This is a genomic window from Acinetobacter bereziniae LMG 1003 = CIP 70.12 (assembly GCF_000368925.1).
GTDB classification, from domain to species: Bacteria; Pseudomonadota; Gammaproteobacteria; order Pseudomonadales; family Moraxellaceae; genus Acinetobacter; species Acinetobacter bereziniae.
In genome coordinates this window covers 2,418,882-2,442,602 of record NZ_KB849756.1, presented here as the reverse complement: position 1 = coordinate 2,442,602, position 23,721 = coordinate 2,418,882, and the positions used below count along the sequence as shown (strand labels likewise).

Below are 23,721 nucleotides of genomic sequence, written 5' to 3'. Positions count from 1 at the left end.
TAAAATCAAGGCTTATCTTAAAGCATGTCGTTTAAATCAGTATCACTTTTCTCAAATGCTCAAATTTATGCAGTCATTTATGATTGAGGGTAATCAAGAATATCTTTTGAAACCATACGCTTTACGCCAGCAGCCAGCATTTCTTGCCATGCATGTTGTAATGAGCCATGTAGATCAATTGCTTTGGTTGCATCAGAAATCACAAAGGTCTTAAACCCTAATCTAGCCGCATCCATTGCAGTCCACGCGACGCAAAAGTCTGTCGCAATGCCAACAATATATACAGTGTCGATCTGACGTTCTCGCAAATACCCTGTCAAACCTGTTGTGGTTTTATGATCTGCTTCCATAAAAGCTGAGTAACTGTCAATGTGCGAATGAAAACCTTTACGAATAATCAATTGCGCAGTAGGAATATTTAAATCAGGATGGAATTCAGCATCCTCTGTGTCTTGCACACAATGAGAGGGCCACAGCACTTGTGGACCATAGTCCAGTTGAATGACATCATAAGCTTTATGTTGAGGGTGTTGTTCAACAAAAGAAATATGGTTTGCAGGATGCCAGTCTTGTGTCAGTACAATATTGTCAAAATGATCTGCCAATTGATTGATGGTCGGTATGATTCTTTCTGCTTGGGCAACCGCTAGGTTTCCCCCTGAAGTAAAACCATTTTGCACATCGACAACAATTAAGACGCTACGCTCAGTTTGCAACATTTCCCTATCCTTATACTGGCTAAATCTCAGCTATTCTAATGATCAATATGACACGCGTTGATGACCTAACATACAATAAAAAAGCTCACTTTTGCGAGCTTCTTATCAAAATCAAGGATTCAGTTTTGCAGCTTGATCAAATGATCTCAAAGTGGTGAAGTATTTACACCATCATTGCATCTATCACCACAGCAAACTCAGCTTCAAAGTATGTCCAGTGTATTAATAATCTGATAAGACAATTTCAATACTCGATAATAAACTCTCAATAACCCAACAACCGAATACAAAACAGTCTATAGAATGTCTTAGGGTTTTATTTTTGAAACTTAGGCTGGTATAAATTTCATGCAAGTATATATGCAAAAAATCACCTGTATTTTCGGCATAAAAAATTTAAAAATAAAATTTATTCAACTTAAATGTGAGTGAATTGTTGCTTTTTTTAAAGAATTTCCAAGCTTTGACTAAAGCATATTGTTCTGTCTCGCTGAATCAGTCATAATTTGGGTAAGCATTATGCAATCTTTCGAATGATTGCTTTTCGCTCAAATCAAAATACTGCAACCATCCCAATCCTTGTTTACTCAAACGCATGCGGATGGAAAAATAGGATATTTTTTTAAAATGACTCAGCAAGCACAGACCATTCAAGGCTCAATTGTCGCAATCGTCACCCCTATGTTTGAAGATGGCAGCGTAGATTGGAAGGGTCTCGAGAAGCTCGTTGAGTGGCACATAGAACAAGGCACTAATAGTATTGTTGCTGTCGGTACAACTGGTGAAGCATCTACTCTTAGCATGGCAGAACACACAGAAGTAATTAAAGAAATTATCCGTGTAGCCAATAAACGTATTCCAATTATTGCCGGTACTGGTGCAAACTCGACACACGAAGCGATCGAACTCACCAAAGAAGCTAAACAGCTCGGCGCAGATGCCGCACTTTTAGTGACCCCTTATTATAACAAGCCAACACAAGAAGGCTTATTCCAACATTATAAAGCAGTTGCAGAAGCTGTTGATTTACCGATCATTCTTTACAATGTTCCAGGTCGTACAGGCGTTGATTTACATAATGATACTGCCATTCGTTTAGCAGATATTCCTCAAATCGTTGGAATTAAAGATGCAACAGGCGATGTACCACGTGGTAAACAATTGATTGATGGTTTACAAGGTAAAAACATGTTGGTGTATTCTGGTGATGATGCGACAGCAAATGAACTGATGCAGTTAGGCGCAAAAGGCAATATCTCTGTGACTGCCAATATTGCTCCTAAAATCATGAGTGAACTTTGTGCGGCTGCACTTGCTGGTGATGCAAGTACTGCAAAAGTTAAAGATGACCAAGTTGCAAAATTAAACAATATTCTATTTTGCGAATCGAACCCAATTCCAGTGAAATGGGCACTTCATGAAATGGAATTAATTGGTACAGGTATTCGCTTACCATTAACTCCACTTGCAGAAAAATACCGTGCGCCTCTGCGTGAAGAACTCAAAGCAGTAGGTCTCATTTAATAAGAGCTTAGTATTATGCAATTACGTTTAGGTTTAACTCTTGCCATTTCAGCTTTAAGTTTGGCGGGTTGTAGTTCCCTTGGAATCAATAATGGTTCTTTAGATTATAAAAATACGACCACAGTAGAGCCGCTTAAGTACCCTGAAGGTTCAACAGTTAGACCTGCAACGCCTATGTATCCAGCTCCTATTGTTGACCCGCTGGCGCTTCAGCATGCACCTAAATTTGAAAATAAAAAAGGCAATCGTTATGACGTGCCTCGCCCAGAAGTTGCTCAAGTCAACACATCAACAGATGGAAGTGCAACAAGCACCGAAACTGTGGGCAGACCTCAAATTTTAACTGACGGAAATGGCAATCCATTGATCAAAATTGATGGAAATTCTGCTACAATTTGGCAGTACACACTTGCAACCCTCAGTAGTCTAAATTATAAGCTAATCGGTCAAAGCAAAAATGCCAATGAGGCAACTGTGAAAATCGATAATTCAACTTATATACTCAGACTTAGCTCAGTAGGTTCAAGCAACACACTTGCTGTGTTTAACGCAGACAATAGTTTTGCAGATAAAGAAAAAGCTGCAGGATTATTGACCCAGATTTACCAAAACTGGCCAGCCTAGTCGTTCTAGGCAATTTTTTTTTGCAAAAGGTTCCCCCATGTTAAAACAAACCTTGCTCTATACTGGTAAAGCGAAATCTGTTTATGAAACAGATAGCGCGGATCATCTAATTCTAGTTTTCCGTGATGATGCATCTGCATTCAATGGCGAAAAAATAGAGCAACTAGATCGTAAAGGTAAGGTGAACAACCGTTTTAATGCCTTTATCATGGAAAAATTGGCAGCGGCGGGTATCGAAACTCATTTTGAAAAACTTCTTTCTCCAACTGAAGTTTTGGTTAAAAAATTGCAAATGATTCCTGTAGAGTGCGTCATGCGTAACTATGCAGCAGGTTCATTATGCCGTCGTCTAGGTGTTGAAGAAGGTTTAGAACTTGTTCCACCAACTTTTGAATTGTTCTTTAAAGATGACGCTTTAGGCGACCCTATGGTCAATGAGTCTCAAGCGATTGCTTTAGGTTGGGCAAATGCGGAACAGCTTGCTCAAATGAAAGAATTGACTCAAAAAGTGAATGTGGTACTTAAAGACTTATTTGCTCAAGGCAACATGCTTCTTGTTGATTTCAAACTTGAATTTGGTGTGTTCCATGACCGTATTGTTTTAGGTGATGAGTTCTCTCCAGACGGTTGCCGTCTATGGGATAAAGACACTAAGAAAAAACTCGATAAAGACCGTTTCCGCCAAGGCTTAGGTGGTGTGGTTGAAGCTTATGAAGAAGTTGCTGCACGTATTGGTGTTGATCTTTCAGATCTTTAAGATCAATAATGTCGCAATAAAAAAGCTGAGTTGTTGAACTCAGCTTTTTTATTGCGCTTTAAATGTGTTTAAACTGCTATTTTTTGCAACAGATAATCATATAAATTTTCACCTGATTTTTGTTTAAAGCGATTTTTAAAGAGTGGTACCAAAAACTCAGGATTGATCTGAGCGAAGCTACTCTCCTCAAAGTCCTCATCAAATGAATCAGCATACTGAATAATCACCATGATTTCTTCGCCCTGCTTATTTTTTAATTTTCCTGCATCTCTTAAATCTTGTAATGCTTGGATGATGGTATTTTGATAATGCTCTCTCAAAGCAATATATTGTTCATCAGTACATTGTTTACCCAATGCTTCATAGAGTGCCATGATCGCATCATGTGTATGATTATTGGCAGTACTTGAATATTGCCATTCTGAAATCCACCATGCTTCGTACACATCTTCAAAAGATTTAAGGTTTTCTATGGTGCATCCCACATAAAAGAAACCACATAAATCTTCAACCATTCCCAAACCAAGGGCGCATAGATGCTGATCTTGTGTTAATTGTTGAATTTCAGCCAAAGCCTCTTGAATATCTTGATAAATAACTGAATATAAATGATCTTCTCTCATGGTCCTGTTCTTATGCGCTAAAGTTTAAGACCAGAGTTTACTATCAATGCTCAAATTTTGTATATCTGCTTTGGTTGAATCAAGACTGACTTTAATAAAGTCGCTCCAAAAATTAAGTATTGATCAATTGTATGAGGTTTTATCTCTATACAATCAAACTAAGCTTAGACCAAGCTTGCAATATTCAAAATAAAGTGTGCTATTGCTATCTTTTAAAAACACATCAATTCATTGCTCAGGTATTGGATAAGTTTCATGACTTATTCGGTATAAAGTGCTTTGCCAATTACCTAAAAACATCACTTTATAAGAAACGCTGTTGCGACGTTTAAAGCAAATTATTTTGTGCTTGACCTTCACATGATTGTAAAGATTAGGATGACTAAACATTAAGCAACTCTAAATTATCTAGAGTCCTGAGACCGTTCATGGAGTAATCAACAACTTCCATCATTACGGTAAATATCAATCTCCATAAAATTTCTGTTCTAAAAATTGTGATAGATACAGTGATTTTTAATATGCAAAATTTTATCTAAAACTTAAAGGGAACTTCAATGAGTAATAATAACCCCAAAAACCATTCTCAACGCCATGATATGAATGGATCAAATCTGCCGAATCAAGCTTCTATCAATGCCTATATGATCGTGAACCACCGTATGCATACACAAATGCAAATTGATTTCACTGGAAATGCAGATATGGATTTCATGAAAGGGATGATTCCGCATCATCAGGGTGCCATTGATATGGCAAAAGTTGTTCTACAATATGGCGCTGATGCCAAATTACGGCGCTTAGCTGAAAATATTGTTATCGACCAAGAGCTAGAAATCGAAGTCATGCAAAGATGGTTAGAAAACAATGCTCAGCTTTCTGAACTTAACCATGTTCAAGCTGCTATAGATGCTTTTCGTCAAACAAATGACAAGATGCATGCGGATATGATGATTTCATTTTCGGGAGATGCAGATATTGATTTTATGCGCGGTATGATTCCTCACCACCAAGGTGCAATTGATATGGCGAAAATAGAATTGCAATACGGTCATTATCCTGAAGTGCGCAAACTTGCTGAGAATGTAGTTCTTGCACAAGAGGCTGAAATTAATATGATGCTCAACTGGCTCAGTCATCATCAGTAAAAATATCACGTTTCTGCTTATCATTTTTCTGCTCACTCTAGTGAAAATAAGATGGCTAAGCACCTTATTTGCAAGCTATAGGTTTATTTCAGGATGTTATGTATGCCAAAAATTAAAGTACTTCCCCATGAGAAAATTTGCCCAGATGGTGCAACCTTAGAAGTGGAAAGTGGAAGTAATTTATGCCAAAGCTTATTAGATCACGGCATACCCATCGAACATGCATGTGATTTATCTGGCGCATGTACAACCTGTCATGTAGTGATAAAGCAAGGCTTTAATCAATTAACTGAAATGGATGATATCGAAGCAGATTTATTAGATCGTGCATGGGGGCTTACCCCTGAATCCAGACTCTCTTGTCAGGTAAAAGTTCCAGAAGAACCATTAGAAATAGAAATACCCAAGTACACCATAAACTATGTTTCTGAAAAGCATTAAGAGAAAGTTCAAGTATTAAAGCTTGACCTTACAATTATGGTAAGGTTTATATTGGTTTTAAATCTTCTTCAAACAGGTGAGATATGGAATTTTATATTGAAAATATGACCTGTGGCGGTTGTGCACGTGGTGTCACCAAAGCAGTCCAATCTGTAGATGCAAATGCAAAAGTCATTGCTGATCCACCAAATCGCAGTGTTCAAGTTGAAACATCAGCAACACAGCAACAAGTTGCGGATGCCTTAACCGAAGCAGGGTTTCCACCACGTTAAAGGGTGCAAAATTCTTTTTACTGGAGGCTGTCATGATGACAGCCTTTTTTACACCTCTACAGTCCCACGCTAAAACAAGCTCCAGTGATCAATCTACACGACTGATAAAATTGGCTTTAGCCATGAATAGAAAGCTTTAAATAACAAGACTCTTTGCAGATTTTGTTCTATTGATATTTTTAAAAGTTGTTTTCTAAATCTTGCCAAGCTCACTATGATCACTACAAATAGTTACAAAAAGAGCTTCAAAATAGAGTTATGCGTAAATTATCAAAACAATATTCATTCAGTCTCACAGCAAGTTTGATCTTAGCCTTACTGTACCCACAAGCACATGCTGAAGAACAACTGAATACATCTCCCGAAGTTAAAACATTAGATACGATTGTGGTGACTGGGACACGCTCATTAAAGCGTTCTAAGACTGATTCTCTACAACCGATTGACGTGATTAGTGCACAGGAACTTACTGAACGAACAGGTTCCAGTGAGCTAGGCACAGCACTGAGTAAAATTATTCCTTCCATTAATTTTCCCCGCCCGACTGTCGTTGATGGGACGGAACTGGTTCGTCCTGTACAACTGAAAGGACTCTCCCCAGATCAAGTCTTGGTTTTGGTGAATGGTAAACGTCGCCATACTGGCGCTTTTATTAACTTGGGCGGAACAATTGGTCGTGGTTCAGCACCCACCGACTTAAATGCAATACCTGTTTCCGCAATTAGCCGTATTGAAGTCCTCAGAGAAGGTGCTTCTGCACGTTATGGTTCAGATGCAATTGCAGGTGTCGTCAATATCATCTTAAAGTCTGACCCTAGGACGGGTGAAGCGGGTATACGCTACGGTATTTATGATAAAGGTGATGGTGAGCAAAAGCAGTCCTATGTTTCAGGCGGAACTCGACTTGGCGATTATGGTTATGCCATTTTTTCAGGTGAATGGCAGGACAATCAAGCAACCAATCGTGCTGGCTTAGACTTACGTGACCCAAATGCAACCACATATGGGCAAAGGACATTTCGATTTGGTGACCCAAAATCAGACGAAGTAAAAGCTGCTTTCAATGCTGGCTTTGACCTTAGTGATACCGTCGAATTATATGGTTTCTCTACCTATAGCCATCGAAATGCTGAAACTGCTGGATTTTATCGTTTAAGCAATGCCTCAAACAATGTTCCAGCATTGTTCCCGAATGGCTACTTACCTCTGATCCGAGGTCAATTAGACGACTTTAGTGCTGTTGCAGGTCTACGAGGAGAAGCCGCGGATTGGCGTTATGATGTTTCTGCAAATTATGGTTTGAACCAATATGATGTAAATACCCGAACCATTAATGTTGATCTCTACAAAGACACAGGGGCAACACCCAATTCATTTCATAATGGCAAGCTGAAAAATAGCCAGTCTATTTTTAATATTGATCTTTCTAAAGAATATGACATATCTGCATTTGCAAGCCCTTTGAATATTGCATTTGGTGCCCAGTATTTAAACCAACAATATCAAATTAAAGCAGGAGATCCAGGTTCTTATTATAAAAGCGGATCTTCGGGTTTATCTGGTTTTCGTCAAGCTGATGCAGGCAAATGGACGCGAGACAGTTATGCAGGATATCTAGATTTAGAAACGGATATTACCCAAAAGCTTTCTGCTTCTAGCGCATATCGTTATGAGAAATATGATGATTTTGGGGATACCAATAATGCTTCACTGTCCTTACGTTATAAACTTTTACCGCAAGTTGCTGTACGTGGTTCAGTTTCTACAGGGTTTCGAGCGCCAAGTCTAGCACAACAGTATTTTACCCAAACTTCCTCTCAACTGGTCAATGGGCAATTCGTTGAAGCAGGTACATTCCCAAGCTCATCTCAAGTTGCGCAATTACTCGGTGCTGAGGATTTAAAAGCTGAAAAATCCAAAAACTACAGTCTTGGCTTTGTGTTTACCCCAACTTCAAATCTGTATGTGACTTTAGATGCCTATCAAATCGATATTGATGATCGTATTAGCTTGTCTTCGAATATCAATGCCAGCAGCCCTGCTGTACGTGATTATCTGATCTCAAAAGGCATCACCAATACCAACTTTAGCAGTGTACGTTTCTTCAATAATGCCAGTGATACACGTACACGTGGCGTGGATTTGGTTGCAAACTATCAATGGCAGAATCTACCTTATGGAGAGTTAACCACATCTTTAGCTTATAACTTTAATCGCAATGAAGTCACCAATGTAGATAAAAATCCTGACATTTTAAATGCATTGGGTGTCAATTTGACACGCTTAGACCGTCGTGAACAATATGGTTTACTGGCAGGCAGTACACCTGAACATAAATTCAGTTTAGCCAATGATTATAAAATTGGAAATTTTGGTATTAACACCAATATCACGCGTTATGGCAGCTTCAAAACTTTCAGTAACTCTGGTTCAGCCAGCGATCAGAAATTCTCTGCAAAATGGCTTTTAGACTTAGCCCTCAGCTATCAATTGAAAGCTTGGAAATTTACCCTTGGCGGTGACAACATTACCAATGTTTATCCAGATAAAGATGTTTATGACATCAACAAACCAACGGGTGGAAGCCTACAGTACAGTCAGTTCTCACCTTTTGGCTTTAATGGCGCATTCTATTACGGCAAAATTAATTATAAGTGGTAAGGTCTAAAGCTTGTTAAAGCGCATCAAACCGAGTTAAACAACTCGGTTTGATGCTTATTGTCTTAGTGATAACCATCGAAATCTAGATATGCTATAGGTAAGTATCATTAAGTCTGGATGATTGATGAACTTTTTTTGACAAACTTATATACTCAAAACAACACATATGCGGATTTAATCCAACATGATAAAAACAATTTATGCGTGCGTTCTATTCTTGACCATTTTAGCCCCTGCCCACGCACAACAATTAAGTTGCCAACAGGACTACCCTAAAATCATTGCACCTGACCTACAGCGCTTAGGACAAGATTTAAAGAATAATGATTAGGGTCTATTGACATTTCATAAATGGCTTGCGTTGTAGGTTAAAATTGAGCAGGCAAGGCATGAAACAAAGAGAATAGCGAGTCTATTTTCAAGTTTCATAACGTAGGCTGAGATAATTTTAACCACAACCCTTCGGGACTAGCGTGTTTTTTGTCGCTTCGTCGTTACGAACTACTTATTTAGAATGACTAAATTTCGTATTTCGTGCCTAGTATCGACTAAAAAACACACATAGTCGCAAACATAGACGAAGTGTCAATAGACCCTACGCTTTTATGCAACAAAAAACCCATCCTTCACTGATCAATTATGTCGGTGGTCCTGAAAACTACCAAAAGTTGCTCAAATATGCCCAAAATATGTTTGCAGAATCCAAACTAGAAATTCAAAAGGTTGAGTCCAATCCACCTCTCTACAGCTATATCGTCGACCAAGAAGAAATTTGTTTTGTGCCAAAAACCATCACGATGAAAGTGGCAGGCAAAACAGTCAAGGCATCGCCTTCTTTTATGGTCGCGATCCGCTCACAGCATTCACATCAATGGACTTACTTAGACGGTTCAGGACTACAGAAAAATCCTAAAATGCTTTTTATTCTTTTTCCCAATTTCCCTAAAAATGTCAAAGTACCTTTTTAAACTCATACAGCCCGATAAGTTATTTCACCACCACCTTGATAGGTACTGAAAAGATTTGATAGTCATTTTGTGGGTCAATCTGATATTTGTAGCCCGCCAAAACATAAGCTATTCCTTGTTCAACAAAACGCAACTGCCCATTTTTTAGCTCATGCTTTGGAGAACCAGCTAAAACCACAAAATTGTTGACTTGCAATTTGGCTTTTTCTCCGTCTTGTTGAGTCGTTTGAGCATCAATTAAAACAGCTTGTCCTACTCTGGCTTTAATATTTTTCGGTGCTTGTATATCCACGATATATTTAGAATAAAGCTGTGCTGAATTGGTGGTGATCCCATTGGTTCCTGCCACATACAACTTGTTAAATGTGTCATCACTCAAAGCCCAAGGCCAGAAACTGATGCCACGATGTTTTGAGGCTTCTAAAATATTGATCAAATCAGACCGATAAGCAGGGTTATAACTAGAGTTATACTTTTGGACATCGCTATTGATTTGTTTAGTATTGACCAAATTGTTACGACTGTTTGGCATATTCCCTACTAACAAACCTCGAGGAATCTCAGTCATTTGAGTTTGTGCACGTACAATTTGATCGGTATTAAATGATGTCGTGACCACTTGGCTTTCCATTTGATACTTTTTAATCTCATCCTGCATTTTTGCCACCAACGCTGGATTGGCACTTTTCATTTCAATCATCAGTACAACATTTGGATGCTGTTTTAAAAAGTTAAAATACTCTGCAAGGGTCGGTATTTTATAAGCTTTATGCTTAGATTGTAATTGTTGAACCTGCGCAAGATTCATCTCTTCAATTTTTCCAGTTGAACGCGTTGTACGATCAACGGTTGCATCATGCATCACCACAAGATGCTGATCTTTAGTCAAATAAATATCATTTTCAACAATGTCTGCACCCAAAGCGACTGCATGTTTGGCACTTTCTAAAGTATTTTCATCCTCTAAGCTGGGTACACCCCGATGCCCAATAATAAAAGGTTTACGCAATAAAGTATTTTTTGGAAATTGTTTTAATATACTGGAAAAAACCGTACTTTGCGTGGTGATCACCCCATTTACACCTGTGGTCAACACGCGCGCTACATCCTGAGCTTCAACAGCAGATGTATCCACCCAAACTGTCATCAGATGACGTTGAATAAAACTGATCGATGCTTTCTCTCTCAGGCTTTGAGGAACCACGACAATTCGTGCATAAGCTTGATTGCTGCGACGGATAATTTCAACCAGATCTTGATGACGATCTTGAAGATTTTCTCGACTTAAATCCAATGCTGTTCGAACCATCGGTATAATTTGATGTGCAGATTTAAGCAGGTCATCACTTTTTGATAACACCGTAATATCACTAATATCCTGAGATTTAGACAGTAATTTTAATGCTTCAATACTTTTAGGGTCTTTAATCTCTAGCACAGGAATAGTTTTACGCTGAGGATTGGATAAATAATGTTGTAAGGTTTCGACCACTTGCCCAGTTTGATCTAGTAAATTTAACTTTGTATCTAATTGATAATATTTTTGATTACTTGAATTTAATGCACTATTTGGGTGTTTTATTTTTTGAATAATGGTGGGTGCTAAAGCTACATGAGTTTGAATTTCTTGTACTTGCGTAACTTTATTATGGGTAAGCTCAGGTAAGGCAGTGAGCTGTTCAGACACTTGAATATTTTTAATTTTTAAAACAATACCTGAAGCGGAAAAACCAATGCCGCCTTTTGTAGATTCTTGGTCAAGTTCTACATCCTGCATTAACTGATGGTTTAAATAGTGTTGAACCCGTTGTCCTGAGACCACTACACTGGCGGTATACCATTGATTCGCTTTAATGTTTTCATAAAACCCTTTAGTTTGATTAACTTCCCATTGTGCATTGGCTTTATGACGACCAAATTCAGTGCCATTTTTCGCTGTAGTATCTGCCCTTAAGGTAAATTGATAGTAACTACTTGGCACCACACCCTGCGTTTCTGTGACATCATAAATCACGCTTCCCCAACGAGAAGCATTTAATGGTTGATCTAAAGTAAAATTAAAATTTATTTTATAATTTTTATATTTTTCAAATCCTTGAGGTAACAAAATTGTGGTTGGGCTCATTGCATTTGCCCGTCCATCAATATTTAATACGCCATTTTCGATATAAATATGACCTGGATTATTTCCTGGAATACGCCAACCTTGAGGAATTGTATCTTCCTGAGCGAAGTTCAATTGATACAACATTCTAGATTTTGGAGGAGTAATTTTAGGCTGAGTTTTTGCCGAAATTTTTGTTGTCAATTCAGCATAACTGAGCATAGGTAAAGTAATTAAAACAGCACAAGACAAAATAGAAAGTTTCATAAAATTTCTAGCGCATTTAAAACGTATTTTGAGCAAGTTACATTTTAAAGGCATCAGCCTAATTTAAATTTTGCCGATATTTTAAACCTTTATCTGTCATAGATCAGCTACTTTAAAGCCAACATGAAAATTATTGTTGCTGCTGTTCCTGCTGCCAACGGCGTTGTTGTAAGCGCTCCCCTTCAACCTCCCTTTTATTTCGTGCAGACTCGTATAATTTTGTCCCTTTTAACTCAGGTGGCAAATAGTCTTGTAGCACAAAATGTTCTGGATAATTGTGCGGATAGAGATAATCTACCCCATAGCCCTGTTGCTTCATCAATTTGGTTGGTGCATTACGTAAATGTAGAGGTACAGGTAGATTCGAGGTTTTCTCAGCCAACTCTAGTGCCTTATTGATGGCTAAGTAGGTACTGTTACTTTTGGCACTGGTTGCCAAATAAACGGCACATTGCCCTAAAATAATTCTGCATTCAGGCATCCCAATGGCTTGAACCGAGCGGAAACACTCTCCTGCCAACAACAATGCATTAGGATTTGAATTGCCAATATCTTCTGAGGCAGCAATCAGCATACGTCGAGCGATAAAAACTGGATCTTCTCCACCTTTTAGCATTCGTGCCATCCAATATAACGCTGCATCTGGATCACTCCCACGAATCGACTTAATAAACGCAGACACAAGATCATAATGTTGTTCACCTGACTTGTCATAGCGTGCGATATTTTGTTGGGCAACTTTAACGACGATCGCATTTGTCACAATATTTTCAATATCTGACTCAAAAGTGCTGGCAATGAGATCAATTAAATTCAATGCTTTACGTGCATCACCTGCGGCGAATTGAATTAAGGCATCAAACTCTTCAATCTGAATATGACGCTCTTGTAAAAACTTATCCTGTTGAATCGCCCGAAGAATCAGTTCTTGAATTGCTTCATTACTGAGCGCATTCAGCGTATATACCTGACAACGTGATAGTAATGCACTGTTGACTTCAAAAGAGGGATTCTCTGTTGTTGCCCCAATCAAGGTAATTTTACCTTTTTCAACAGCATTCAAAAGTGCGTCTTGTTGTGACTTATTGAAACGATGAATTTCATCAATAAATACCACTGGTGTTAGTAAATCACCACTTTCAGCAATCACTTCGCGCAGTTCTTTCACACCTGTGTTTAATGCAGATAAACTGACAAATGGACGATCCACAGCTTGTGCCAATAATAATGCAATTGTGGTTTTTCCAACACCAGGTGGTCCCCAGAAAATAATCGAAGGCAAATGCCCTTGATCAATCATTTGACGTAATGGGGCGTCAGCGCCAAGCAAATGATCTTGTCCAATAATTTCAGACAAATCACGTGGACGTAAACGTTCTGGAAGTGGAATTTGAGTGTCTGACATACTGCTTTTTTAATTGATGAATGCTGAGCTTAGTCTACTATGGAAAGCATTCAATATTGTACTTTCAATTTTAAAATAATCGATTCTGTAAAATATCCATCAGTGAAGCCTGAAACACTTCACCATGACTGAGATGTGGATACAATAAAAGCTTGGTATTTGCACCTTTGCTGGCTAAGTCTAGAACCAATTTTCGATTGTTTTGGTTCATGTCCCGATCAGCATTCGGGCTGATTTTCGCTGTGCTAGATGGAACAAGATCACCTTCCATCACCAATAGCTTTTGATCTTTAACTGATTCAGGTTTTACCTGCTCAACTGCTTTCAATAATCGGGAATCTGCCCAAGTTAAAGATGGGCTTGCTGCAAAATAATGCGAAAATTTCTGCTCATGTTGCTGGCGATTCAATAATGTATCTAATACAAATAAGCCCCCATAAGAATGTCCCCACAATGCAGTGCGCTGAGCATCCAATTTCACCTGCGAGTAAACCCAAGGCATGATTTTTTCAAAAATCATTTGTCTAAATTGCGGACTTCCTCCTGACATGCGCTCAGGATTTCGGGGATCAACTGATATTTTTCCAGACTCATCTGCTGGCGTATAGTCCACGGAACGTGAAGCAGATTCAAACGGCAACTGAGTTTGATAGCCAATCGCCACTAAAACGGGGCTATCTTGTTCTGATAATTGCTTTAATAATGCTTCATCTAAACGCGCCATGACTGAATTACCATCCAGCATAAAAATAGCGGGACGGGGCTGATTTTTATTGATCTGTTTAGGTATACCTAACCAAACTTTATAATGTCGTTGCTGATCGGCTGACTGAAAGCTGTGAACTTGAAACTGATAATAACTTGAACCATGATCTGCAATATTCGGTCCTAAGGGCTTTAGATCAGGCTTGGCATAAGCAAGGGAACACGCAACAAAGCTTAGACTGATCGCACATAGGCACATTGTAATTTTTTTCAATCGTGTAAATAAACCAGACATTTTAAATGAGATCACATCATGAAAGCTGGTTTATCATATTACTATTTGATAATGATTATCAATTCCAAATTATGGTCATTTTCTAACGTACCCAACGCACAATATATTCGTCAATTTCTTCCTCATCAACTTCTGTCTCTGAGATGCAGCGCCCTGCTGCAGATTTTCTGGCTTTAATCACATTTTGTCTGGAGCCTGTAATTAAATAGTGCCAAGACGGAAGGTTTTTACCTTCATTGACACGCCGATAGGCACAACTTGAAGGCAACCAATTTATTTGCGCTAATTTTTCAGGACTCAATTGAATACAATCTGGGACATAGTTCAAGCGATTAGCATAGTCTGAACATTGTGCTGTTTGACAGTCCAGTAGTTTACAAGACACCTTGGTATAAGCGATTTCATGTGTTTCATCATCTTCGAGTTTAACCAAGCAGCACAAACCACAACCATCACATAAGGCCTCCCATTCCGCCTGATTGAGTTCAGACAAATGATAGTTTTTCCAAAATTGGGGGCGTATTTCGAGGCTCATGATATAAAGTGAAGTCATATGAGATGTTGTTATTATATCAGCATAAGAACATGAACTAGAGAATAAAAAAACATCACAAATCAGTTACATAATGCTTTATTTATCACACTTTTCAAACATAACTTCACAAGACCGTGTCGTTTTTCTCCTTATACTGAAACTGCATAAAAACAATATGGAGGTGGATATCATGTTCCGTTGGGCAATAATTTTCGCTGTGATCGCGTTAGTTGCAAGTTTATTTGGTTTTGGCGGTGTCGCAGGAATGTCTAAAGACTTTGCAGTAATTCTTCTTGTTGTTGCCGTTATTCTTGCAATTGTCGGATTTATTTCCAGAGGGAAAGTTTAAGCTTTTCTCAACATTTTTATGACAGTCTCTGTTTATGATCAAGAAGGTCCTAGGTCCTTCTTTTTTCATTTCTGCACCCATTCCATCATTCATAATTTCTCACATTTCTATACTCAATATTCCTAAATTAGCCATTTGAATCCTTTATATTTATGCTTTAATCAATGTCGCTCTCAAAAATATAAAAGGATTGAACAGATGGCTGTTGCAATTAAAACTCGTGAAATTCAATACCAAGCAAAAGATGGAACAACTTTAATCGGTTATTTTGCTGCCCCTGAATCTACACAACCTGTTGCAGGTGTCATCGTGGGTCCTGAATGGTGGGGACGCAATGAATATACTGAGCAACGCGCTAGAGAGCTTGCAGAACATGGCTTTGCTGCTTTAGCAATCGACATGTATGGCGATAAAAAAGTGACAACCGTTGCGACACAAGCCAATGAATGGATGATGCAAACTTTCCAAGATGCCGATACCATTGTAGATCGTACCTCTGCTGCACTTGCTACACTTGCTGCTCAACCTGAGGTGGATGGAGATCGTTTAGCTGCTATTGGCTTTTGCTATGGCGGAAAAGTCATGCTCGATTTAGCTCGTTCTGGTGCTGACTTAAAAGCAGTCGTTACTTTCCACGCCAACCTTTCCGCACAAAACCCAGCACAATCAGGAAAATTTAAAGCTGAGGTTTTAGTTTTACATGGTGAAAAAGACTCAATGGTGTCTTTGGCAGATGTTGAATCCTTCAAACAAGAAATGAATCATGCCCAAGTAAAATCTGAAGTGATCATCCTTAAAGATGCCAAACATGGCTTTAGTAACCCACAAGCAGATGAACGTGCCAAAGCCAATGGTGTAGATCTAGGTTATAACGCAGAAGCTGAAAGCGCAGGATTAACTGCTATGTATCAGTTGTTAAATCGTACATTGGTTTGATTTTAAATCTGATGTATGAACTCAACCAGTAAACAAGGAGTTTAAAATGACTGAGATAAAATGCCCTTATTGTGAATTTGAAGAATTTGACATCATTGATAAAAATGAATTTGGTGCAATTTTGCCTGAACAAAATCCTTTGTCTAAAGGGCATTCAGTCATTATCCCATTGCGCCATATCGATTCTTTTTTTGAGGTTTCAGAAAAAGAGCGTAAAAGTCTTTCTTCGTTGTTAGAGTTGGCACGTAATGAACTCAAACTCCGTCATCAACCAGAAGGCTTTCACATTGCCTTTAATGATGGTGATGTTTTTGGTCAAGAACAGAATAAACACTTTCATATTCATATCATTCCACGCTATAAAAATGAACCGCTTAAACTGGATCAGCGTTGGGGTATCATCAACGAAAATTAATCCTTTGCCAGTCAACTAAAAAAGACGCTACTGCGTCTTTTTTAGTTCAATATATTGCTTCATTCAACTTGACTTTAAAATTAAATTCTGACTATTCGAAATGGCTTAACTCACACAAATCTCATGCACAGTATTCAGATAATTTTCTGTAATCGATTCGAATTTGGTTATACTGAGCCACCTATTTTTGCCCTAGATTGATATGTCGCAATTTTCATTTTCAGACGCATTACTGACTTGGTTTGATCAACACGGACGCCATGATCTGCCTTGGCAAGTGGCAGATGATCCTTATAAAGTTTGGGTCTCTGAAATTATGTTGCAACAAACTCAAGTCAAAACAGTGCTGCAATATTTTGACAAATTTATTCAACGCTTCCCTACCGTTGATGATTTGGGTCAGGCGTCATGGGATGATGTTGCACCTTATTGGGCAGGCTTGGGCTATTACGCACGCGCCAGAAACTTACATAAAGCTGCGACGGTTGTCAGTCAACAAGGACATTTTCCAAACACTCTGGAACAATGGATGGAGCTCTCAGGTATTGGACGTTCTACCGCAGGTGCACTTATGTCACTTGGGTTACGCCAATATGGTGTCATTATGGATGGCAATGTAAAACGTGTTTTATCGCGATTTTTTGCCATTGAAGATGATCTCAGTAAACCTGTACATGAACGGGAAATGTGGAAATTGGCCGAAAGTTTGTGCCCTACTGAACGTAATCATGACTATACTCAGGCTATTATGGATTTAGGTGCAACCATCTGCACCCCTAAAAAACCATTATGTCTGTATTGCCCAATGCAGCAACATTGCCAAGCCCATCAGCAAGGGTTAGAAACAGAACTCCCTTATAAAAAACCCAAAAAACCTGTTCCAGTGAAAACTGGCAAAGTCTTGCTCATTGAGTCTCAAGGGCAATGGTTGTGGGAGCAACGTCCTAATAGTGGTTTGTGGGGTGGATTATGGAGTTTACCAATTTTTGCAAGTGAGGCTGAACTGCAACAGATCTGTGAACGTTTAAAGCTGGTTTCAAACGTTGAATCTGTGCAAATTTCGCATAGTTTCACTCATTTTACTTGGATATTAACCGCACACATCATTCATGTTGAAAAAGACCAAGCTGAATATCTCCAAGCAGAACTGGGCGGTGAATGGCTCACGCCACAAAAAGCTACACAAATGGGCATACCAACAGCCATGAAAAAATTGATCTCAGCAATCAAAATATGACATAGTCAGGCACGGGTATTCTGATCATTTTTTCAATTTTAATTTACCCTTTTTAAACCTCAAAGCTGAAATTTGAAACTAGAAAAAAAGGATGTCTCGTGCCGCATCGTATCCAATATTGTGTGATTGCCCTGTTTACAATCATATTGAGCGCATGTACCACCGCACCAAAAAAGCCCAGTGGTACAAGACCGCATCTTCCGCAAGCTCAAATTAACCGATTAAAAGCAATGCCGCTTCCAACACGGTTGGCGATCCCTGTCGATGGTGTCAAACCACAAAATCTCACCGATACGTGGGGGGCGTCCCGAAGTGCTGGACGCGCACATGAGGGCATTGACATCATGGCTTCACGTGGAACCAAAGTGTACAGTAATACTGAAGGAGTGATTACCAGTTTAAAAAGTAACAACTTAGGCGGTAATGTGATTTGGTTAATGGGACCTGGTGGTGCTTATCATTATTATGCACATCTCAATGATCACCGACGTGGTTTAAAAGAAGGAGACTACGTTAAAAAAGGTGAATTAATTGGGTATGTCGGCAATACAGGAAATGCACGACATACTGCACCTCATTTACACTATGGACTATACTTAAGAGGTAAGGGACAAGGTGCAGTGAATCCTTATCCGTATTTACGTTAAATTTTAAATTAGATATTTAGGAATATTCCATGTCAGAAGCATTGCTTGAGCGTTTAGTTGAATTTGCAGAATCAGGCAATCAACAAAAAATTGTCCTCAAAGGGCAAAGCCATCAAGGCTGGATTATGGAAATCACCAATGAGTCCCTCATGATCAGTACTGGCTTTGCAGATAAAGCGGGTAAAGATATTTGGATAAATTTTACTGACCTAGAAACTGCCCAACTTTCATATTGGGATAACAAACAAGATCAATGGGTCGAATTTAAACTCTAATTACATCAAAAAAAATGGAGCATCTTTCATGATCAATAAACGCTGTGGCTGGTGTTCGGATGATCCAATTTATATCGAATACCATGATCATGAATGGGGTAAACCAAATCGCAATGAGCAACATTTATTTGAAATGTTGTGTCTCGAAGGGCAACAAGCAGGATTATCTTGGATTACTGTTTTAAAAAAGCGTGAATCTTATCGTACACATTTTTTTAATCATTCAATTCAAACCATTGCTGACTTGACTGAACAAGATTTGGCATTGAAATGCCAAGATACTGGGCTCATTCGTCATATTGGTAAACTTACCGCTATTCGTGACAATGCCATTGCATGGCAAAACATGAAAGCAAAAAATATTGATATGGTAGATTGGCTTTGGGATTTTGTTGATCAACAGGTACAGCTGAATGATGTTCCTGATTATCGACAAGCACCTGCGCAAACTGAAGCCAGCCTAAAGTTATCTAAAACTTTGAAGAAAAACGGCTTTAAGTTTGTCGGTCCAACAACATGCTACGCATTCATGCAGGCGGTTGGAATGGTCAATGACCATGAAAATGATTGTATGTCGCGCTAAATTTCGCTCAAAAAACAGGAAGGATTCATATGTCAGCCAATATCATTCAATCCTATGCAGCCCTAGAAGCAGGCGCTGAACTTGTACCCTATCAATTTGATGCTGGCGATTTAGCACCACATCAAGTTGAAGTTAAAGTTGAATATTGCGGTTTATGCCACTCTGATGTTTCCGTGATTAACAATGAATGGGGAAATGCAGTTTTCCCTGTAGTGGGTGGTCATGAAATTATTGGAACGATCACTCAGTTGGGTTCAGAAGCAAAAGGTTTAAAAGTCGGACAACGTGTTGGTATCGGTTGGACAGCAGAAAGCTGTCAGCACTGTGACCCATGTGTCAGTGGACAACAAGTGCTTTGCACTGGCGAAAAAAAAGCCACCATCGTTGGTCATGCTGGCGGTTTTGCAGATAAGGTTCGTGCTGGTTGGCAATGGATTATTCCACTTCCTGAAAACTTAGACCCTGAAAGTGCAGGTCCACTATTATGTGGAGGAATCACTGTTTTTGATCCGATTTTAAAACACCAAATTCAAGCTGTTCATCATGTAGGTGTCATTGGGATTGGTGGTTTAGGTCATATGGCAATTAAATTACTCAAAGCGTGGGGCTGTGAAATTACCGCATTCACCTCTAATTTAGATAAGTCAGATGAACTGCGAGCGATGGGCGCAGACCATATCGTCAATAGCCGTGATGCAAATGATTTAAAAGCACAACGTGGTAAATTTGATTTGTTACTCTGTACGGTGAATGTGAGCTTAGACTGGAAAGCTTATCTGAATACACTTGCACCCAATGGCACTATTCATATGTTAGGCATGGTGCTTGAACCTATGCCCATTCCTGCAGGTACATTGATCAGTGGTGCAAAATCAGTAACTGGCTCTCCAACAGGCTCCCCTTTTGCATTACGTCAATTATTGCAATTCGCAGCGCGTAAAAATATTGCTCCTCAAATCGAAGTGTATCCAATGTCAAAAATTAATGATGCTTTGGAACGCCTCCATTCAGGAAAAGCACGTTATCGTATTGTGTTAAAAGCTGATTTTTAATCTATGCAATATACCCCATTTACGTTGACATTCATCATCGTCAATGGGGCAATGGATCATGCCGTTTGTAAACCTTAGTCAAACTGTCGGATTCTTCGGACTAGTGCTTTGATTTCAATCACGCATATCTGATTAAATTTATGTTTTTATAGAATGTGTTAGAAGATCTTGGTCATTCATTTATTTTTAATTTTTTGGATCATCACTGTTTTTTTCTAACGTGAGGCGATATGAATGTCATCATGTTGAGTGCGCTTATGCCACACTCTTGGTTGACAATTCGCCTCTGACCCAATCTGCCAATAACATGATGGCATCCTGAACCTCCTGAGACAATTCATGTCCTGCATTTAAACGAATACAATTGTTATAACGATGATCTTCACCAAAAATAATACCCGGAACAATATTGATACTGTATTGCTGCGCATAGTAATACAACGCCAAACTATCTACTTGTTCAGGGAATTGCAGCCAAAGCGCATAACTCCCCTGCGGTTGATTCAAACGGATACTCACGCCATGAAAAGCCTGTTGAATAAATTGTCGATACTGCTCAACCTGTGCCATCAGTTTAGGACGTAATTCACTCAGATGTTGACGATAGGCTCTGCTATAAATCATATCAGCAAGCCCCAATTGCAAAGGCGTATTCACCGAAACATTCTGTAAAATGAGTCTTGCATGTAAATGTTGTAAGCGCTGCGGTAAGCAAAACCAGCCTACACGATAAGAGGTTGATAGAGATTTTGAGACTGAGCTGCAATACACCACATAACCCTGTTGATCCCAATATTTAATAGGTAAAGGACGTTTGGCATTAAAACTACATTCTGCATAAATATCATCTTCAATCACATAGCATTGATATTTCGCCGCAAGTTGTGCAATACGTTCTTTCTCAGCATTGCTGAGGCAAAAACCCAGAGGATTTTGAAAATTAGCCGTCAATAAGCAGATTTTTACCCCTGGACTTTGCATTTCTTGCTCTAAACGATCTAGATCAAAACCTTCTGTATTGGCTGGGATTTCGATAATTTTTCGCTTCAACAAAGCCAATAACTGCAACTGCCCATTATAGTTTGGTGTCGGCACAATCACGCTATCACCAACTTGTGTAAGGCTCTGAATCATGATCGACAGTGCAGGCATACAGCCATTACTGATATAAATATCTTCTTTTGCAATATAAAAACCATCTTCAGCCCAGTGTGCCGACAAAGCCTCCCTCAATTGCAGATGTCCTTGACGATCGTTATATAAAAAATCTTCCGGTTTACTGTGCTTTAAAGCACGTTGGATTGAACGACGTAAGGCTTCGATAGGAACCAGATTAGGTGACAATTGAATCGAACCGAGATGAATCAATTTATTATTGATCGCAGCCTCATGAATTTGAATTTGCAATTCCAGATTAGAAACTTCCCTTGGTCTAGACTGAAAATCTGGATGGTCAGGTACAGCAATCTGCGGGGAATTTGGCAAAGCCTGTACAAAATAACCTGACTTTTCTTTGACAAAAATCAAGCCTTGAGCTTCAAGCAATTCATAACAACTCTTTGCCGTATTCAAACTCACTTTTTGTAGTTCAGCAAATTGACGCAAAGAACTCAGTCGTTGCCCGACTGCGAGCTCCCCACAATAAATTTTTTGCGCGATCTGTTGTGCCAAGATCTGATATTGGAAAGCCATATCTGTACCCAAATTTTAATATTTGTTGTATCTGTATCTGTAAACCTAACAGATTTATGCTTCTTTTACAGCCAGTTTTTAAAACATAATTGATTTGAAAGGAGAAAATAATGAGAATCATCGCCCTAATCAGCCTTGCTTTGGTACTCAGCGCCTGCCAGCCTCAACAAGTCAATAAAGCAGCTCAGCAACAACATTTTGTATGCAAATCTTTGATTGAAGGTTTTTTGAAGACACAACGTTTGGGTAATTATCAGCTTGATCATCTACAGCCAACCTTGCATCAGGCTGTCGCGGTCAGACATTATCACTATCGTGCCAGTGGAGATCAGGCTGTTAAAATAAATATGCCTGTTCAAAAAAATTTGGAATTCCAATGCCAACAAACCTCCGCCCAGCATTTTGAAATTCATTTGGTGACACCGCAACAGCCCAACACTGCCCCATTATTGAGTCTAGATCTACCACCACAAAAGACTATCGAAACCTTGACAGCTTTTGCGCTAAAAACTCAATAAATAGACGTACACGTTTAGGTAAATGTTCTTGTTGATAATAAACTGCATGGATGTGTTGCTCGTAAATTTCTATTTGATCTTCAAATAGCGCGATCAACCTTCCCGCTCTGAGATCTTTAAGCACCTCAAATGCTGAAAGTCTGGCGATACCATGCCCACGTAGACAAAGTTGACGTACTGTTTCACCGCTAGATGCTTTGATTTTAGGTTGTACAGTCAATTTTTCACCATTCACACGGATGGGCCAAGTATTGAGATGACTGACCTTACTAAATCCGATTTGAACATGATTGAGGATATCGAGTGGGGTTGCAGGATAACCATTTCGTGCTAAATACTCAGGGCTGGCAACAATGTATAAACGACTTTTACACAGCAATCTCGCATGTAGGCTGGAGTCATTTAATTCTCCAAAACGTATTGCGACATCCGTTTTATGTTCCAATAAATCAATAATTTGATCATTACTGTTTAATTCAATTTCAATGTCTGGATAAAGCTGAGAAAACTCTTGCATTAAGGGTGCAATCACATGCAACACAAAAGGAGTCGCCGAATCGACACGGATCAAACCTGAAGTATCGCTGTCCGACTTCAATAAAGCATCTTCAGCTTCATTCAGATCATGCACAATTTTACGGGCTTTTTCTAAAAATAATTGCCCCTCTTGAGTTAACTTAAGCTTCCGCGTAGTTCGCTCAAGTAAAGTCACATTCAGTTTAGACTCAAGCCGTTGCAAAGCTCGGCTCACGCCCGAAGTCGTTTGTTCAAGATGTCTTGCAGCAGCAACAATCGAACCACTATCCACAATATTGATAAATGCCTGTAACTCTTCTAAGGTCGATTTCATCTCTGTAATATCACGATTTATTATTGATTAATAGTCAATAATATTTTGCATATTCCTGTATTTTTCCGCAACAATTAAAGTAGCAAAATAGCGCTAATCCCCGAAAATAAAGTGAAGCA

Annotated in this window: 26 protein-coding genes; 18 read left to right on the top strand and 8 right to left on the bottom strand. The window is 39.0% G+C overall.

Annotated features, from left to right (window positions below; all coding sequences use genetic code 11):
- Window positions 1-77: 77 nt before the first annotated feature.
- Window positions 78-719: a bifunctional nicotinamidase/pyrazinamidase gene (pncA, locus tag F938_RS21160; RefSeq protein WP_005035028.1), complete on the bottom strand. Its 642-nt coding sequence runs from the start codon at window positions 717-719 to the stop codon at window positions 78-80.
- A 627-nt stretch (window positions 720-1,346) separates the two neighbouring features.
- Between pncA and dapA the strand changes: the two genes are divergently transcribed.
- The 3 genes from dapA to purC are packed head-to-tail and all read left to right on the top strand — an operon-like array spanning window position 1,347 to window position 3,624.
- Window positions 1,347-2,243, top strand: coding sequence for a 4-hydroxy-tetrahydrodipicolinate synthase (gene dapA, locus F938_RS21155; protein WP_004825854.1), 897 nt, complete (start codon window positions 1,347-1,349; stop codon window positions 2,241-2,243).
- 15 nt (window positions 2,244-2,258) lie between these two features.
- Window positions 2,259-2,867 carry a hypothetical protein gene (locus tag F938_RS21150; protein ID WP_005035025.1) on the top strand — a complete coding sequence of 203 codons (609 nt, stop codon included), beginning with the start codon at window positions 2,259-2,261 and terminating at the stop codon, window positions 2,865-2,867.
- Window positions 2,868-2,904: 37 nt separating this feature from the next.
- The gene (purC, locus tag F938_RS21145; protein ID WP_004825848.1) at window positions 2,905-3,624 is read left to right on the top strand and encodes a phosphoribosylaminoimidazolesuccinocarboxamide synthase; all 720 of its coding nucleotides are present in this window, start codon (window positions 2,905-2,907) and stop codon (window positions 3,622-3,624) included.
- A gap of 68 nt (window positions 3,625-3,692) precedes the next feature.
- Here purC and F938_RS21140 read toward each other — a convergent pair whose 3' ends face one another.
- A complete protein-coding gene (locus F938_RS21140) occupies window positions 3,693-4,247 on the bottom strand; it encodes a DUF4303 domain-containing protein (RefSeq protein ID WP_005035021.1) in 555 nt (184 codons plus the stop codon).
- Window positions 4,248-4,804: 557 nt separating this feature from the next.
- Between F938_RS21140 and copM the strand changes: the two genes are divergently transcribed.
- From copM to F938_RS21115, 6 genes are all read left to right on the top strand, one after another.
- Complete coding sequence (copM, locus tag F938_RS21135; RefSeq protein ID WP_005035018.1) at window positions 4,805-5,395, top strand: CopM family metallochaperone; 591 nt, start codon at window positions 4,805-4,807, stop codon at window positions 5,393-5,395.
- 102 nt (window positions 5,396-5,497) lie between these two features.
- Window positions 5,498-5,836: an ISC system 2Fe-2S type ferredoxin gene (gene fdx, locus F938_RS21130; protein ID WP_005035016.1), complete on the top strand. Its 339-nt coding sequence runs from the start codon at window positions 5,498-5,500 to the stop codon at window positions 5,834-5,836.
- Window positions 5,837-5,919: 83 nt separating this feature from the next.
- Complete coding sequence (locus tag F938_RS21125; protein ID WP_004825842.1) at window positions 5,920-6,108, top strand: heavy-metal-associated domain-containing protein; 189 nt, start codon at window positions 5,920-5,922, stop codon at window positions 6,106-6,108.
- A gap of 258 nt (window positions 6,109-6,366) precedes the next feature.
- The gene (locus tag F938_RS21120) at window positions 6,367-8,769 is read left to right on the top strand and encodes a TonB-dependent receptor plug domain-containing protein (protein WP_005035012.1); all 2,403 of its coding nucleotides are present in this window, start codon (window positions 6,367-6,369) and stop codon (window positions 8,767-8,769) included.
- A gap of 184 nt (window positions 8,770-8,953) precedes the next feature.
- Entirely contained in the window at window positions 8,954-9,100 is a 147-nt protein-coding gene (locus F938_RS24390) for a hypothetical protein (RefSeq protein ID WP_005035009.1), read from the top strand.
- 274 nt (window positions 9,101-9,374) lie between these two features.
- Window positions 9,375-9,737 (top strand): hypothetical protein, encoded by a 363-nt coding sequence (locus tag F938_RS21115; RefSeq protein ID WP_005035006.1) that lies wholly within the window; start codon window positions 9,375-9,377, stop codon window positions 9,735-9,737.
- Between the two features lie 19 nt (window positions 9,738-9,756).
- Here F938_RS21115 and F938_RS21110 read toward each other — a convergent pair whose 3' ends face one another.
- The 4 genes from F938_RS21110 to F938_RS21095 form a co-directional block, all read right to left on the bottom strand.
- Window positions 9,757-12,108, bottom strand: a complete 2,352-nt coding sequence (locus F938_RS21110) for a glycerophosphodiester phosphodiesterase family protein (RefSeq protein ID WP_005035004.1) — start codon at window positions 12,106-12,108, stop codon at window positions 9,757-9,759.
- A 130-nt stretch (window positions 12,109-12,238) separates the two neighbouring features.
- A complete protein-coding gene (locus F938_RS21105; protein ID WP_005035003.1) occupies window positions 12,239-13,513 on the bottom strand; it encodes a replication-associated recombination protein A in 1,275 nt (424 codons plus the stop codon).
- 70 nt (window positions 13,514-13,583) lie between these two features.
- A complete protein-coding gene (locus F938_RS21100; protein WP_005035002.1) occupies window positions 13,584-14,513 on the bottom strand; it encodes an alpha/beta hydrolase in 930 nt (309 codons plus the stop codon).
- Between the two features lie 82 nt (window positions 14,514-14,595).
- Window positions 14,596-15,048, bottom strand: a complete 453-nt coding sequence (locus F938_RS21095) for a YcgN family cysteine cluster protein (RefSeq protein WP_026040264.1) — start codon at window positions 15,046-15,048, stop codon at window positions 14,596-14,598.
- A 190-nt stretch (window positions 15,049-15,238) separates the two neighbouring features.
- Here F938_RS21095 and F938_RS24020 point away from each other — a divergent pair, with 190 nt between their 5' ends.
- The 8 genes from F938_RS24020 to ahr all read left to right on the top strand — a co-directional run bounded on the left by F938_RS24020 (window position 15,239) and on the right by ahr (window position 20,542).
- A complete protein-coding gene (locus tag F938_RS24020; RefSeq protein WP_004825834.1) occupies window positions 15,239-15,397 on the top strand; it encodes a DUF1328 domain-containing protein in 159 nt (52 codons plus the stop codon).
- Window positions 15,398-15,595: 198 nt separating this feature from the next.
- Window positions 15,596-16,333, top strand: coding sequence for a dienelactone hydrolase family protein (locus F938_RS21085; protein ID WP_005035000.1), 738 nt, complete (start codon window positions 15,596-15,598; stop codon window positions 16,331-16,333).
- Between the two features lie 46 nt (window positions 16,334-16,379).
- A complete protein-coding gene (locus F938_RS21080) occupies window positions 16,380-16,748 on the top strand; it encodes an HIT family protein (RefSeq protein ID WP_004825828.1) in 369 nt (122 codons plus the stop codon).
- A gap of 202 nt (window positions 16,749-16,950) precedes the next feature.
- Entirely contained in the window at window positions 16,951-17,985 is a 1,035-nt protein-coding gene (gene mutY, locus F938_RS21075) for an A/G-specific adenine glycosylase (RefSeq protein WP_005034998.1), read from the top strand.
- A gap of 98 nt (window positions 17,986-18,083) precedes the next feature.
- Window positions 18,084-18,632 (top strand): M23 family metallopeptidase, encoded by a 549-nt coding sequence (locus tag F938_RS21070; protein ID WP_005034996.1) that lies wholly within the window; start codon window positions 18,084-18,086, stop codon window positions 18,630-18,632.
- A 29-nt stretch (window positions 18,633-18,661) separates the two neighbouring features.
- Window positions 18,662-18,907: a hypothetical protein gene (locus tag F938_RS21065; RefSeq protein ID WP_004825820.1), complete on the top strand. Its 246-nt coding sequence runs from the start codon at window positions 18,662-18,664 to the stop codon at window positions 18,905-18,907.
- 28 nt (window positions 18,908-18,935) lie between these two features.
- Window positions 18,936-19,490: a DNA-3-methyladenine glycosylase I gene (locus F938_RS21060; RefSeq protein ID WP_005034994.1), complete on the top strand. Its 555-nt coding sequence runs from the start codon at window positions 18,936-18,938 to the stop codon at window positions 19,488-19,490.
- A gap of 29 nt (window positions 19,491-19,519) precedes the next feature.
- Window positions 19,520-20,542 (top strand): NADPH-dependent aldehyde reductase Ahr, encoded by a 1,023-nt coding sequence (gene ahr / locus F938_RS21055; protein WP_005034992.1) that lies wholly within the window; start codon window positions 19,520-19,522, stop codon window positions 20,540-20,542.
- Window positions 20,543-20,797: 255 nt separating this feature from the next.
- Here the strand turns inward: ahr and F938_RS21050 are convergent, their stop codons facing one another.
- Window positions 20,798-22,234 carry an aminotransferase-like domain-containing protein gene (locus F938_RS21050; RefSeq protein ID WP_005034989.1) on the bottom strand — a complete coding sequence of 479 codons (1,437 nt, stop codon included), beginning with the start codon at window positions 22,232-22,234 and terminating at the stop codon, window positions 20,798-20,800.
- A 110-nt stretch (window positions 22,235-22,344) separates the two neighbouring features.
- Between F938_RS21050 and F938_RS21045 the strand changes: the two genes are divergently transcribed.
- A complete protein-coding gene (locus F938_RS21045) occupies window positions 22,345-22,752 on the top strand; it encodes a hypothetical protein (protein WP_004825812.1) in 408 nt (135 codons plus the stop codon).
- On the opposite strand, the gene F938_RS21040 is transcribed toward F938_RS21045, so the two are convergent.
- Complete coding sequence (locus F938_RS21040; RefSeq protein ID WP_005034987.1) at window positions 22,712-23,602, bottom strand: LysR family transcriptional regulator; 891 nt, start codon at window positions 23,600-23,602, stop codon at window positions 22,712-22,714. The two genes, F938_RS21045 and F938_RS21040, sit on opposite strands and share 41 nt — an antisense overlap.
- Between the last annotated feature and the right edge of the window lie 119 nt (window positions 23,603-23,721).